9 protein-coding genes and 3 pseudogenes are annotated in these 13,607 nt (G+C 71.3%); 6 read left to right on the top strand and 6 right to left on the bottom strand.

What is annotated here, in order from left to right:
• Nucleotides 1–87: 87 nt before the first annotated feature.
• The 3 genes and pseudogenes from AB0903_RS13475 to AB0903_RS13465 all read left to right on the top strand — a co-directional run.
• Nucleotides 88–2,055, top strand: coding sequence for a beta-galactosidase (locus AB0903_RS13475; RefSeq protein WP_366702169.1), 1,968 nt, complete (start codon nt 88–90; stop codon nt 2,053–2,055).
• Nucleotides 2,052–4,256, top strand: coding sequence for a glycoside hydrolase N-terminal domain-containing protein (locus AB0903_RS13470; RefSeq protein ID WP_366702167.1), 2,205 nt, complete (start codon nt 2,052–2,054; stop codon nt 4,254–4,256). Before AB0903_RS13475 ends, AB0903_RS13470 begins: the two co-directional genes overlap by 4 nt.
• Before the next feature lie 35 nt (nt 4,257–4,291).
• Nucleotides 4,292–4,567 (top strand): annotated as a pseudogene (locus tag AB0903_RS13465) (hypothetical protein); the annotation flags it as partial.
• 74 nt (nt 4,568–4,641) lie between these two features.
• On the opposite strand, the gene AB0903_RS13460 reads toward AB0903_RS13465, so the two are convergent.
• From AB0903_RS13460 to AB0903_RS13440, 5 genes and pseudogenes are all read right to left on the bottom strand, one after another.
• Entirely contained in the window at nt 4,642–5,622 is a 981-nt protein-coding gene (locus AB0903_RS13460) for an expansin EXLX1 family cellulose-binding protein (protein WP_366702165.1), read from the bottom strand.
• Nucleotides 5,623–6,014: 392 nt separating this feature from the next.
• On the bottom strand, nt 6,015–6,437 hold the full coding sequence (locus AB0903_RS13455; RefSeq protein ID WP_366702163.1) for a hypothetical protein: 423 nt from the start codon (nt 6,435–6,437) through the stop codon (nt 6,015–6,017).
• A 224-nt stretch (nt 6,438–6,661) separates the two neighbouring features.
• Nucleotides 6,662–8,176, bottom strand: coding sequence for a glycoside hydrolase family 43 protein (locus tag AB0903_RS13450; protein ID WP_366702161.1), 1,515 nt, complete (start codon nt 8,174–8,176; stop codon nt 6,662–6,664).
• A 339-nt stretch (nt 8,177–8,515) separates the two neighbouring features.
• Nucleotides 8,516–9,166, bottom strand: coding sequence for an LUD domain-containing protein (locus AB0903_RS13445; protein WP_366702159.1), 651 nt, complete (start codon nt 9,164–9,166; stop codon nt 8,516–8,518).
• Nucleotides 9,132–10,362 (bottom strand): annotated as a pseudogene (locus AB0903_RS13440) (glycoside hydrolase family 3 N-terminal domain-containing protein); the annotation flags it as partial. The pseudogene AB0903_RS13440 and the gene AB0903_RS13445, both read right to left, overlap by 35 nt.
• A gap of 233 nt (nt 10,363–10,595) precedes the next feature.
• On the opposite strand from AB0903_RS13440, the pseudogene AB0903_RS13435 reads away from it, so the two are divergent.
• The 3 genes and pseudogenes from AB0903_RS13435 to AB0903_RS13425 form a co-directional block, all read left to right on the top strand.
• Nucleotides 10,596–10,790 (top strand): annotated as a pseudogene (locus AB0903_RS13435) (BRCT domain-containing protein); the annotation flags it as partial.
• A 134-nt stretch (nt 10,791–10,924) separates the two neighbouring features.
• Nucleotides 10,925–11,422 carry a GNAT family N-acetyltransferase gene (locus tag AB0903_RS13430; protein WP_366702157.1) on the top strand — a complete coding sequence of 166 codons (498 nt, stop codon included), beginning with the start codon at nt 10,925–10,927 and terminating at the stop codon, nt 11,420–11,422.
• Nucleotides 11,423–11,723: 301 nt separating this feature from the next.
• The gene (locus tag AB0903_RS13425) at nt 11,724–12,821 is read left to right on the top strand and encodes a class I SAM-dependent methyltransferase (RefSeq protein ID WP_366702155.1); all 1,098 of its coding nucleotides are present in this window, start codon (nt 11,724–11,726) and stop codon (nt 12,819–12,821) included.
• An 81-nt stretch (nt 12,822–12,902) separates the two neighbouring features.
• Here the strand turns inward: AB0903_RS13425 and AB0903_RS13420 are convergent, their stop codons facing one another.
• Entirely contained in the window at nt 12,903–13,550 is a 648-nt protein-coding gene (locus AB0903_RS13420; RefSeq protein ID WP_366702154.1) for a hypothetical protein, read from the bottom strand.
• Between the last annotated feature and the right edge of the window lie 57 nt (nt 13,551–13,607).

Here is a 13,607-nt window from a genome sequence, read left to right as displayed (position 1 = left end):
CGCGGCCGGCACCGGCGATCCGCGCGTGTCCGGCCGAGTCCACCTCGCGACCAACGAACGCGGCGTGCAGTACGGGGAGCTGGTCTGATGCCCGACCTGAGTGACGCGACACGAGGCCGTCTGCTCTTCGGCGGCGACTACAACCCCGAGCAGTGGCCCGAGGAGACCTGGCACGAGGACGTCCGGCTGATGAAGGCCGCCGGGGTCAACTCGGTCACCCTCGGCGTCTTCTCCTGGTCGATGCTGGAACCGGAGCCCGGCGCACGGGAGTTCGGCTGGCTGGACACTCTGATGGACCTGATGCACGAGAACGGTATCGGCGTCGTCCTCGCCACCCCCACCTCCTCGCCCCCGCCCTGGATGGGCCGGCTGCACCCGGAAACCCTGCCCGTCACCGAGGGCGGCCGCACCGAGTGGTGGGGCGGCCGGCAGCACTTCTCGCACTCCAGCGCCACCTACCGGCGCTACGCGGCCGCCATCACCGAGGACCTTGCCGCCCGCTACGGCGGACATCCGGCCCTGACGTTGTGGCACATCAACAACGAGTACTGCACCTTCGACTACGGCGGCGAGGCCGCGGCCGCCTTCCGCCGCTGGCTGCGCGAGAAGTACGGCACCCTCGACGCCCTCAACGAGGCATGGGGCACCGCCTTCTGGAGCCAGGGCTACGACACCTGGCACGGCATCCTGCCGCCCCGACTGGCCCACTACATGCGCAACCCCAGCCAGGTGCTGGACTTCCGCCGCTTCACCTCCGACATGCTCCTCGAGTGCTACGTCGCCGAGCGGGACATCGTCCGCCGCCACTCCCCGCACCTGCCGGTCACCAGCAACTTCATGCCGCTGTGGATGGGCCAGGACGCCTGGCGCTGGGCCGAGGAGGAGGACGTCGTCTCCGTCGACATCTACCCCGACCCTCGCGACCCGCTGGGCGCACAGAGCGGCGCCCTGGTCCAGGACATGACCCGCTCCCAGGCGCGCGGGCCGTGGATGCTCATGGAACAAGCCGCCGGGCCCGTCAACTGGCGGGGCGTGAACCACCCCAAGCCACGCGGCCTCAACCGGCTCTGGTCCCTGCAGGCCGTCGCGCGGGGCGCCGACGCAGTCTGCTACTTCCAGTGGCGGCAGTCCCGGCAGGGCGCCGAGAAGTTCCACTCCGGCATGGTCAGCCATGCCGGGGAGGAGGGCCGTACGTACCAGGAGGTCAAGCAGCTCGGCGCGGAGCTGGAACGGATCGCCGCCGAGGTGACCGGCCGGACCATCACCGCGGACATCGCGGTCCTGCACGACTGGCACGCCTGGTGGGCCGGCGCCCAGGACGGCCGCCTGTCCACCCAGGTGGACTACCCGGACGTCCTGAGCGCCTGGCACCGAGCCCTCTGGCAGGCCCACCTCACCACCGACTTCGCCCACCCCGAGCACGACCTGACACCGTACTCGGTGGTCGTCGTGCCGCAGCTGTACGCGCTCACCGACGCGGCGATCGACAACCTCCTCGCCCATGTCCGCCGGGGTGGCACCCTCGTCTGCGGCTTCCAGACCGGCGTCGCCGACGAGGACGACAGGGTCCGCCCCGGCGGCATGGACCCCCGGCTGCGGGAGCTGTTCGGCATCCGCACCCTGCACGAGTGGTGGCCGCTGGACGCCGGGGAGACCGTCTCCTGCGGGGGTTTCAGGGCGTCCCTGTGGTCGGAGGAGCTGGAGGCCGACGGCACGGCCGACGAGACCCTTCCGTACAAAGGCGGTGAACTCGACGGACTGCCCGCCGTCCTGCGCAAGGGCCGGGCCTGGTACGTCTCCACGCTCCCGGAGCCGGAAGCGCTGCGCGACCTGCTGGCCCGGATCGCCTCCGGCGCGGGCGTCCGGCCGGTGCTCGACGGCCTCCCCGAGCAGGTCGAGGCCGTCCACCGGGGCGAGGCGCTGTTCGTGCTCAACCACGGCCGCGAGCCGGTCACCGTGGAGGTGCCCGGCACCCACCACGACCTGCTGACGGGCGAGGCCGTCACCGACCGGGTGAGTCTCGGCCGCTACGGCGTGGTGGTGCTCCGGCCATGACCGCGATCAACGGGCCCGTCCACGGCACCTGGGAGCCGCGGCCGGCCGCCCGCTGGGAGGACGGCTTCCTGAGCGGCAACGGCCGGCACGGCGCCCTTGTGTTCGGTGATCGGAACGCGGAGCGGGTCGTCGTCACGCATCACACCCTGGTACGGCCGAGCAGCGAGGGCGTGCACCGGCGGCCACCCCGGCTGGCCGCCGGACTCCCCGGGCTCCAGGACCGCCTCCTGGCAGGCGACCGTACCGCCGCGGCGGGCTTCACCGACGCCCGTCCGCACCAGTGGGCGCAGCCCTTCCACCCTGCATTCCAGGTCAGTCTGGACCGCCCCGCCGGCGCCGGTGGCGACCACCGCCGCGACGTCGACTTCCGGACGGGTGTCGTACGGGCGACCAGCGACGGCTGGACCAGCCGGGTCTTCGTCTCCCGCGCCGACGACGTGATCGTCCAGCACGTGACGGCGCCGGACCTCACCCTCGACATCTCCCTCGACCACCGGCTCCCCGGCGCCCCCGCCGGACTGGCCGTCGGCCACGGCGCCGTCGTCGCCCCCGAGGGTGCCCTGCTGAGCCTGCGCGCCCGCTATCCGGAGGGCGACCGCGCCTTCACCGGCGCCATGCTCGTCGGCGTCAACGGCGGCACGACGACCCTCGCCCCGCCCCGCGTGCACGTCGAGGGTGCCCGGTCCGTGCTGCTCCTCACCCGCGTCCGGCGGCACACCGGCGAACTGGACGTGACCGCGGAGCGCCGCGCCCTGCGCGACCTGCCCATGGACTACGGCGAGCTCCTCGACCGTCATGCCGCCCTGCACCGCCACGCCTACGAACGCGTCACCCTCGACCTCGCCGCCGACCCGGCCGGACGGGCCCTGCCGGGCTCGGAGCTGCTGAAGCGCCCGCGTGACCCCGCCCTGCTGGAGCGGCTGTTCGCGGCCGGCCGCTACCACCTGCTGTCCGCCAGTGGCCTCTTCCCGCCCCGGCTGACCGGTCTGTGGACCGGCGACTGGAACACGGCCTGGGCGGGGGCGTTCACCAACGACGCCAATCTCAACCTCCAGACCGCGTCCGCCGCGGCCGCCGACCTCCCCGAGGTCACCGAGGCCCACGCCGCGCTGATCCACCGCCAGCTGCCCGACTGGCGTGACAACGCCCGCGCGATCTTCGGAGCCCGGGGCGTGGTCGCCCCCGCCCACACCGACGGCGAGTCCGGCCACTCGTACCACTTCAGCCACGAGTACCCCCTGCACCTGTGGTCCGCGGGTGCCGACTGGCTGCTCAAGCCGCTCGTCGACCACGACCAGACCCACGGCACCCGCTCCCCGCGCACCGCCACCGCCCTCTCCGAAGTCGCCCTGTTCTACGAGGACTTCCTCACCCGCACCGACGGCGAAGGCCACCTCGTCGTCGTCCCCTCCTACTCACCCGAGAACCGCCCCGCCAACGCGAGCTGGGTGACGATCAACGCCGCCATGGACCTCTCGGCGGCCCGTCACGCACTGCGCACCGCGGCCGACTACCACCCGGGCACCCCGGACGCCGACCGCTGGCGCGCCCTCGCCGACCGGCTCCCGCCGCACCGGATCAACGACGACGGTGCCCTGGCCGAATGGGCGTGGCCGGGCCTGGCGGACTCCTACGACCACCGCCACCTCAGCCACCTCTACGGCGTCTGGCCGCTCGACGAGATCACCCCCTACGACACCCCCGCCCTCGCGGCCGCCGCCCACCGCGCCCTCGAACTGCGCGGCGCCGAGAACGACTCCGCGCACGGCCACCTGCACCACGCGCTCATCGCGGCCCGGCTGCGGGACGGTGACCGCGTCGGCCACGCCCTCGGCCAGGTCCTGGACGGCGACTTCTTCCACGCTTCCCTGATGAGCACCCACTACCCGAACCGCGACGTCTACAACGCCGACGCCGCCCACACCCTGCCCGCCGTACTGATCGAGATGCTTCTCCAGTCGACCCCCCACCGACTGGTCCTCCTGCCCGCGCTGCCACCCGCCCTCCCGGCGGGCCGGCTGACGGGCGTTCGTACGCGGTTCGGCGCCGAGGTCGACTTGACCTGGGCGCCCGACGGGGCGACGGCGGTTCTGAAGCCGACTCGCACCGTCCGTGTCGAAGTCATGACTTCTTCCGGTGACGCGCAGCCGATCGATCTCGTCGCCGGAGAGGACCACGTCCTACGCCAAGGAGCGTGGTAGCACCCACCATTCCCCCCACCCGTGGAAGAGACACCATGGTCAGGAACGCGATACGGAAGGTCAGCATGGCGGTGCTGGCGCCGGCGATGGCTCTCGAAGTCACCGTCGGTCTCGCCGCCGCTCCCGCTTCGGCAGCAGTCTGGAACTCCTGCGACCAGTGGGGCAACACCAGCCTGGACGGCTACAAGCTCTTCAACAACATCTGGGGCTCCGGCGCGGGCAGCCAGTGCACCTGGGCGAACTCCGGGACCGGCTGGGGCGTCTGGGCCGACCACCCCAACACCGGCGGCATCAAGTCCTACCCCAACGCGAACCGCCGGCCTCCGGGCGCACTCCCGTGCCTTGCACCGCAGGGGGTCGAGTTCGGCGGCCTCGGGCGGCAGGATCAGTGTCGGGCGAATTGGACCCGGGCGGGTTGCACGACGTTGGGCCGCACCGTGATTCCGTTGATGGTCAGCCGTTCGCCGTAGATGTCGGTGAGTCTGATCGCGCTGCCGCAACCGCTGCCGTCGGCGGAGATGAAGTAGTTGTAGGCGGTGCGGGACAGCTGCCGCCAGCCGCTTGCGGTGCTGACTTCCAGCCTGGCGAGTGGGTTGCGGTGGCCGATCGCCTGGAGAGCGCACCAGTGGGCGCTGGAGCCGGTCTTGTACCGGACGGAGATCGTGTCGGAGGTGCTGGGGCTCACCAGGCTCCAGGTGATGGGGATTCGGCCGACCTTGAGGTCGGCGAGTGCGGCGAATGCCTGCCGACTGAGGTCGATCTGCCCGGGTGCGCAGGGCAGGGGGCATTCGTTGGTGATCCGTACCGTGATGGATTTGCCGTTGGCCGCGCGGACGAGCACATATGCGCCGCACGCCTTGGACGTCTCGTAGTCGGTGGTGTTCATGGCCGCGATCATGAGGTCGGGGCTCGGGCCGAACAGGCAGGCGCCGTTTCCGTCCCCGGCCTCGTAGGCGGTGGCGACGCCCTTGTAGGTGGTGTTGGGCTGAAGCCGTCCTGCCTGCGAGGTCGTGGCGGGCTCTCGCTTGGTCCGCGGCGAGTCAGTGGGTGCCGGTCGTGCTGACGTGGTGGTCGCGGCACTCGTCGGGGCGGGGGAGCCGGTCGAGCTCGCCGTCGGGGTCGGGGTGGGGGAGCCGGTCGCGCTTGCCGTCGCGGTCGGGGTGCCTGTCTCGCGGGCGGCGGTGGCCTCCACTTGGGTGGTGGCGAGGGGCGCGGCCGCGGCAGGCTCTGGATCGGTGTTGCGATCGGGGAGCAACGTCATGACCAGGTGGGTGAGAATGCCCGCGGCGATCAGTGCCGATGTGGCGCCCAGCATGAGCCTGCGTCTGTGTCTGCGCTGCCGCGCGGCCTGCCTCGGTGTGATCATTTCCTGTCCGTTCGTAAGATTGAGCCGACGGTGCACTCCTGAGTGACCGCGGGAAGCGCAAAGGTTGCCAACGATTTTTCACAGGAAGTGGCCGAGCCTCGTGAGAGGACGATTACGGACGGCTCGGCACGGTCGTAGCTGCACGCTACGGGTGGTGAGGACCCCAACGGCGGCTGTGTGTGACACTGTTCGTGCTGGTCACGGCGTTGCGGTAGTCGATGCGAGCGCGCTCGTCATCCGTGCCGCCGTCCAGCGGACGGCCTTCTCGGGGCCGGCGTTCTTCCGGGCCCTGAGTCGTTGCCCTCCTGCGGCCTCCACCAGGCCGCGCAAAGACGCCGGTGCCCTGGCTGCCCGGGACGTGACGTGGGCAACCAGGGCGTGGGGCCGGTCGGTCAGGATTCCTTGACAGCCGTACCGGTGACAGAGTCTCCGGACTTCGTGACCTTGTACTGCATTTCGGTGCCGCTGTGGAAGTGGAAGGTCAGCGTCGCCTCTTCGCCGTCACGCAGTGACGTGAGTGTTTCGGTGGTCAGAATGATCGTGCCGTTCGGGTAGTCCGGTGAGAATGCCTTGTTGAACTCCTGGTACGGAGTCCGGTCGGTCGGGCCGGCGTTGGTGCCGTCGGCGTACGTGGCCTCCATGGTCGCCAACAGGTCACTCTGGTACTTCGTGGGAATGGTGAACTTCTCGGCCGTGCCCGTGGCGTTCGACAGCACCGGAGAGTCGTAGGTGAGGATGCCGATCTGCCAGGGCAGCCCCTTGGAGAACCGGGCCTGGAGCGACGTGTTGACCCCGTAGTCGCGATCGCCGGTCAACCGGGTCAGGGCCGGTGCCGTGAGGGTGAGCCGGTCCTCGAAGACGGTGTAGTCCCGGCCCTAGGCCAGCTTGGTGTCGCCGTGCCACAGACCCCGGAACCTGGTGCCGTTCCGGTTCAGTGTGAGCGACTGGGCCGTGATCCGGCTCGACTTCTCCACGAGGTAGATCCCGCCGAGGGAGGAGTCGACGCGCCCCTCGGCGGGATCGCGTTGAGGCGACTGGTTCAGCGGCTGTGGGACTCGTAGTCGAACCAGTCGAAGTGGGTGGTGCCGCTCGCCGCGTACATGCCGATGACGCGGCCGGTGAAGCCGCCTGCGACCTCGGTCGACAGGTAGCGGCCGTCGAGGGTGGCGAGCGTGGTGAAGGTGCCGTCGGGCCGTTCGAAGCCGAGGGAGACGGCGTCGGGTCCGGTGCGGGCGTCGTGCGGGGGAAGCGGGTCGCCGATCGTGATGCCGAGTACGACCGGCCCTTCGGGCAGGGGCTCCGTGGCCTCGACGCTGCGCAACGTGCCGACGCGCGCGATCACCCGCACCTCGGTGTCGGACGCCTCGATCGCGTAGTGGTGCCGCTCGTCCAGCCGTACGGCCAGACCGCCGGATCCCTGCGAGGCGTCGATGAGGGTGCGTGCCCCGCACGCCAGGTGCTGCTGGCGCCGGCCGGCGAAGACGACGTCGGCCTCGTCCAGGGAGCCGCCCCGAGCGCGGAGCGTCAGCCAGCCCGGACGCTCCTTCGTGGTGAAGTGTCCGGCCGGGCGGTCACGCAGAGAAATCCACGACGGGCGCAGTTCGCTCAGCTCGAAGTCGTCCCGCTGCTCCTCGACGGGACCGGGGGCAAGCGGCCAGGGGAACTCCGGCAGGTCCAGCGCGACTTCGCCGACGACAGGCCAGCCGTCCGCCCAGGTCACGGGTGCCAGGAAGGTCTCCCGGCCGAGCACGTGCCAGCCGGGGGTGCCGCCGCCCGGCCGCACCCCGAGCATGATCATCCACCAGGATCCGTCGGGCGCCTGGACCAGGTCCGCGTGCCCGGTGTTCTGGACGGGGTGGTCGGTGCCGCGGTGGGTGAGGATCGGGTTGGCCGGGCACGGCTCGAACGGGCCGCTGGGCGCACGGCCTCGGGCGATCGACACACCGTGGCCGCGCTCGGTGCCGCCCTCGGCGATGAGCAGGTACCAGTAGTCGTCGATCCGGTACAGGTGCGGCGCCTCCGGGGCCTTGGCACCGGGTGCGCCGGACCAGAGGCTGTGCGGAGTCCCGTACGTCTGCCCGGTGGACGGGTCGATTCGGACCTGCGAGACCCCGGCGACCGTGCACCAGCAGGTGCCGTCCTCGTCCCAGACAAGGTCGGGATCGATGCCGGGCACGCCCGGTGCCCTGACGGGATCCGACCATGGTCCGGCGGGGTCGGTCGCCGTGACGATCAGGTTTCCGCCGCCTTCGCTGCAGTTGGTGACGGCCAGCCAGAAGCGGCCGTCGTGGTGGCGCAGGGTGGGGGCGTAGATTCCGCCGGAGGACGGCATGTCGGCCGGAAGCCGCAACTGGCTCGGCCGGTCCAGGGCGTTGCCGATCTGCGTCCAGTTCACCAGGTCGCGGCTGTGGAACAGGGGTACGCCGGGGAAGTACTCGAAGCTCGAGCAGGCCAGGTAGTAGTCGTCGCCGACGCGGCAGACGCTCGGGTCGGGGTGGAAGCCGGGGATCACGGGGTTGGTGAAGCGTCCGTCCGGCTGGTGCAGAGGGGGCACCCGATGGGTCCTCTCGTCGGTTCGTGATGTAGACGTGGGGGTGGTCAGGGAGCGCCGGAGTCCGTGGGGGTGATGCGGAGCAGGACGGCGGACGGCGCGGTGGGCAGGGTCGGGCTCAGCTCGGCCGTGTCGGGTGTCCAGGTGCAAACGGCCCGGCCGGCCGTTCATAGGGCTGACGAAGATTTCAAGAAGACGCTGCTCAGTTGCCTGTTGCCGAACCCGGCCTCATGAATACGTGGGAGGTATGTTGCCGTCTGGTCGGCGGTGAAAGAAGGGGCATGCCGGAGCAGCGCGGTACCTGCCCGCGCTGCTCCCCCTCACGCTCCCGGCGCCCGGTCCTTAGGCTTCCGTCACCACGGCGAGGTCCAGGATCCTGGGGCCGTGCACGCCCTCGACACGGTTCAGTTCGATATCGCTGGTGGCCGAGGGGCCGGAGATCAGCGTGAGCGGGCGGAACGGGTCGAGCCGGCTCAGCGCCTCGGGCACGTCGGGAGTGATCTGGTGATGTGCCCGGACCACACAGATGTGCTGGTCCGGCAGCAGGGTCAGGGCCCTGCGGCCCTGGCCGGGGCCGTGGTCGAGGGTCACGGTGCCGGTGACGGCGATTGCGGTGACGACGGTGGTGACCACGGCGTCCGCCGCATCGAGTTGTCCTACCGTCAGGGGCGGGACGTCCGCCGGCCGCGACCAGGGTCCCTTCGGGACCAGGTCATCGGGGAGCCCGGGCGGCACCACCAGGGACCGTGCTCCCGTGCGCAGCAGCGCGTCGCCGACGGCCGCCGCTGCACCGGCCGCCGGGACACGGACCACCGTGGCGCGGTACTCGGCGGCGCGGTCGGCGAACAGCCCGACGACGTCCGGTCCCGCGTGGTCGGCGCGAGGACCGCGCGCCGGCGGTATGTCATCGGGGTGCTCGGAGGCGGGAACGCCGGCCAGTGCTGACCGGACCGCGCCCAGCGGTGACTGAGACGTACTGTCCGGTAGCCACATGTGCGAGGAGGTGGCCGTCACCGTGTTCCTCGAGCCGGAACGTCTCCCGCACCACCCAGCCTCCGGGCTGGTCGGCGGAAGCGCGCACGAGACCGTCCTTTGCGACCGACACGTAGGCGCCGCCGGGTGCGCGGAAGGTGAACAGTCCCTCTCCCCACTCCACCATGGCGAACACCGTGGGCTCATCGCCGACGGTCAGCGGTGGAAGGCCTGTGCGCCCCCGGAGCAGCGCAGGGTCGAGAGCGCCCTCGGCCGCCCGCGGCCCGCCGGTACCTGAAGAGGACGGTACGTGCACCCAGCCCGCCGCCGTCCGCAGCCGGCCCCGGTCGACGCCCTCGGTGAACGTGACGTTCTGAGCGCCGAAGCGGGCGCGCAGGCCGTCCACCGGCGTGCAGCGGTGGATCAGCGTTCCGCTGTACCAGTCGAGCTTGCACTCGTCGGCGAGCAACCCGACCACCGCGATGCGCGTTCCTGCGGCCAGCGGCAGCAGGCCGTCGTTCCTGAGCAGTGCGACCGCCTGCTCCGCGGCCTCCTGCGCGAGGGCCCGGTGCTCGGGTGTGTCGAAGGCCCCGGCCCCGGCGTACGGGTCGAGTTCGGGTCGAACTCCCCGAGGTCGAAGCGCATCCTGAGGAGTCGGCGCACGGCCTCGTCGATGTCCTTCTCCTCGAGCAGCCCCAGGTCGAGTGCTTTGCTGACCCGTTCGCGAATGACCGAGGAGTCCTCGCCGTGATCCGTGAAGCTGTCCACGCCGGCGCGCAGTGCGGCGGCCGTGGTGTCCTCGTGGGTGCCGTAGTAGTGCTCCAAGTCCACCAGGTTGGAGGGTGCGCCGGCGTCCGAGCAGACCACCAGGGACCGGTCGGTCCACGTGCGCAGATGGGTGTTCAGCAGGAGGGAGAGACGGTTCGGCCTGCCGTTGACGAGGTTGCAGGAGGGCATCACTCCCGCGACCGCCCCCGCTTCCACGGCGGGGCGGAAGGCTCGTAGGTCGTACTCGTACAGGACCCGCGGGCGGACCGAGGAGGAGGTGTCCCGGTCGGTTTCGTTGTTGTGGGCCAGCCAGTGCTTGAGCACGGGTGCGGTGCGCCAGTAGACGGGATGCTCTCCGCGCAGGCCACGCGTGTAGGCGACGGCGATCGCGGAGGTGAGCCGGGGTCCTCCGAGCAGCCCTCCTCGTTGCGGCCCCACAGCGGGTGCCGAGACGCCCGAGCGGGGCATGGGCGTGGTCCTTCGCTGTGCGGCCGGGGGCCCGGTCCGGAACGGGGCACGCGGACGGGGATGGCCGCTGATCGGCACGGGGCCCGTCCAGCGATGATGCATCGCGCGGAGTCGTAGTCTCGTCACCTCGTCGACCGGCTCGCGAAGGCTATGGTCTCTTCGGCGGGACGCCTACGCCTGGCTGATGGAGATCGTCGGCGCGGCGGGCCCGCCGCGCAACGAGATGGACGAACTCATCGAGCGCGCCGGGGCCAAGTCGTCCTCCGGCGTGTCCAAGCGGACCTCCCTCCTGGTCGCCGGAGGGAACGCAGGGGCAAAGAGGGACAAGGCGGAGCAACTCGGCACCCGGATCGCGGCGCCGGACGAATGCGCCGCCATGGTGGCCGACTTCCTCGACACGGCGGAGTGAACCGGAGGCGGACTGCCTCAGGCTGTTCTCGCGGCGCGGGCGGTCCCGTACACGGCTGAGGTCCGTGCACGGGTGAGGTCCACCACGTGGCGGGCGTGACCGGGCCGGGCCCCGGGGCGCGTCATACTCGTTCCATGACGTCACCCCTGACCGCGAAGGGCGCCGCCGGGCGGCGGGCCGCTCGCCCGGGAGCCTCGGCGATCCGCCGCGCGACCGCTGCCGACGCCAGGCGGCTCACCCGGCTGGTGCGGGGCTCCGGTGCCTACCGGGGCCACTACGCCCCGATGGTCGCCGGATACCGCGTCGGCCCCGACTACATCGAGGCGCACGACGTGTTCGTCGCCACCGACGGCGGCGGAGTCCTCGGCTTCTACTCCCTGGTGCTGTCGCCGCCCGAGCTGGATCTGATGTTCGTGGCCGACGATGCGCAGGGGCTGGGCATCGGCCGCCTGATGATCGAGCACATGGCCGGCCGGGCCCGGTCGGCCGGACTGGACGCCGTCCGCGTCGTGGCGCATCCGCCCGCGGAGGGCTTCTACCTGAGCGTGGGTGCCCGGCGCACCGGCACCGTCGACGCCCGGCCCCCGGCCGTCATGTGGGACCGCCCGGAACTACTGCTCCCTGTCACCTGACGGATGACGGTTGACGGAGCCGGCACCGATGCCGCCGCCGTCTCGACGGCTCGGCCGTCCGGCGGTCGAGCGCGCGGCCGACCCCTCCGCGGTCAGGCGCCCGGCTGCGCGGTGAAGTGTCCCGGGAAGGTGGCTCCGGCGGTATCCGGCACGTCGATCTCGTGGACCTTCGCCGCGCCCGGCGTTCCGGGTCCCAAGCCGTTCCCGCTCTGCCAAGTCTCCGACCCCGACTCGGGCGTAATGTGAAAAATGCGGCCGGTCTCGCCGGTGCGCGGCAGCAGCCTCTGTGGAAGGAGCGGTCATGTCGGGGCCTGACACACAGCAAACGGTACCCGGGCAGGCGGCACTCGACCTCGCCGAGCAGGAGGCGTTCGCCGGTGAGATGGTCGACGTGCTGAACAAGGGCGCACTGGCCCTGCTGATCAGCATCGGCCATCAGACCAGGCTGTTCGACACCCTCGCCGACCTGCCGCCCTCGACCAGTGCCGGCATCGCGGAGGCGGCGGATCTCGACGAGCGCTACGTGCGCGAGTGGCTGGGCGGCATGGTCGTCGGCGGCATCGTCTCGTACGAGCCGCACGACGAGACCTACACCCTGCCGCCCGAGCACGCCGCCTCCCTGACGACCGCGGCGGGCCCCGACGACCTCGCCGGCATGATGCAGTACATCGGGCTGATGGGTGAGGTCGAGCAGCAGATCGTGCGCTGCTTCCGCGAAGGCGGGGGAGTGCCGTACTCCGCCTATCCGAGGTTCCAGGCACTGCAGGCCGAGGAGACGGCCCGCGTCTACGACCGGTCCCTCGTGGACACCATCATCCCCCTCGCACCCGGTCTCCCCGACCGGCTTCGTACGGGCATCCACGCCCTCGACGTGGGCACTGGACAGGGCCACGCCCCGGTGGTGCTCGCGAAGGCGTATCCGGCCAGCCTCTTCCACGGTCTGGACCGCTCCGAGGAGGGCATCGCCGCAGGCCGCGCGGAGGCGGCCCGGCTGGGGCTCGGCAACGTGCGGTGGACGGTCGGCGACTCGACGGAGATCAGTGGCGAGTACGACCTGATCACCGCGTTCGACGTGATCCACGACCTGGCGAGGCCCGACGCGACACTGGCGGCGATCGCCGGGGCGCTGCGGGAGGGCGGCACCTTCCTCATGGCCGACATGGCCGCGTCCAGCAGGCTGGAGAAGAACATCGGACACCCCTTCGGGCCCGCGCTCTTCGGCTTCTCCGTCTTCTACTGCATGACGACCTCGCTCAGCACGGGTGGGGCGGGCCTCGGCACCGTCTGGGGCCAGGAGACGGCCGTCCGGATGCTGAAGGACGCCGGTTTCACCGATGTCGGCATCCGGACCGTCGAGGGTGACCCGATCAACGTCTACTACGTCGCCGCCAAGGGGTGAGGACGGCCGCCGCCGGGAACATCGGCCGCGGCCCCGGGCGCGCGCACCCGGGGCACCGGCCCCGCCCGGGCGGGAGTGTGATCAGGCGGCAGGCGGCGGGGCCGGCTGCGCCAGCGTCAGGCGGACCGTGTTGCCGTCGCCCGGAATGATCAGATTGATGAGCGGGGTGGCCAGCAGGCAGTGTTCGAACTTCGGAATGCTGTACGTCCCGGATAGCGTCCCGCCCCGGAGCGCGTTGAATCCCGGATCGGACGTCAGGTTGAGTTCCGCCGGTGCCTCCGTCCGGCACGAGCTGCCTACCGGGGTGGGAATTCCGGCGACCTTCAGGTTCTTGAGCCGCAGGGTGAGTTTCGTGGTGGTCTTGAGGGCGCCGGTCTTCAGATCGATCGTGCCGGTGGTCGGCTCCGTCTCGACGAACTCCGTGGTGACGCTCACGGGGATGGCGCCGAGCATTTTGAACGAGCCTGGGGCGGGCGGCAGTTGGGTGTTGGCCGAGAGCGTTCCCGCTCTGAGGTCCGCGGTCACCTCCAGCACACCGGGCCCCAGCTCGAGGTCGGAGCCGGTGCCCTGGAGGTGCGTGGTGCCGGTCAGCGGGTAGTCGAGGCGGACGGGAACCGCATGGGCGGACCCGGAGGTGGCGGCGACCAGCCCCAGCCCCGCGGCGAGGGCTACCGCCCCGCGGACTACGGCTCTTCGGCCTCGGAGCGGCGCGGACTTCGGACGATTCATCAGGGCTCCTGGATTCGGCGCCGCAAGCAGGGCACGCGGCGCAGGGAAAGCGGGAAC

The organism is Streptomyces sp. NPDC048389 (assembly GCF_040706335.1).
Lineage (GTDB): Bacteria > Actinomycetota > Actinomycetes > Streptomycetales > Streptomycetaceae > Streptomyces.
The sequence above is the reverse complement of the archived record's forward strand: the minus strand, read 5'-3'. Positions and strand labels throughout refer to the sequence as shown.

Excerpts from the sequence above, each read along its gene's own strand:
- AB0903_RS13475 (WP_366702169.1), top strand. The coding sequence starts at position 88 with ATGCCCGACCTGAGTGACGCGACACGAGGCCGTCTGCTCTTCGGCGGC.
- AB0903_RS13470 (WP_366702167.1), top strand. The coding sequence starts at position 2,052 with ATGACCGCGATCAACGGGCCCGTCCACGGCACCTGGGAGCCGCGGCCG.
- AB0903_RS13460 (WP_366702165.1), bottom strand. The coding sequence starts at position 5,622 with ATGATCACACCGAGGCAGGCCGCGCGGCAGCGCAGACACAGACGCAGG.
- AB0903_RS13445 (WP_366702159.1), bottom strand. The coding sequence starts at position 9,166 with ATGTGGCTACCGGACAGTACGTCTCAGTCACCGCTGGGCGCGGTCCGG.
- AB0903_RS13430 (WP_366702157.1), top strand. The coding sequence starts at position 10,925 with ATGACGTCACCCCTGACCGCGAAGGGCGCCGCCGGGCGGCGGGCCGCT.
- AB0903_RS13425 (WP_366702155.1), top strand. The coding sequence starts at position 11,724 with ATGTCGGGGCCTGACACACAGCAAACGGTACCCGGGCAGGCGGCACTC.
- AB0903_RS13420 (WP_366702154.1), bottom strand. The coding sequence starts at position 13,550 with ATGAATCGTCCGAAGTCCGCGCCGCTCCGAGGCCGAAGAGCCGTAGTC.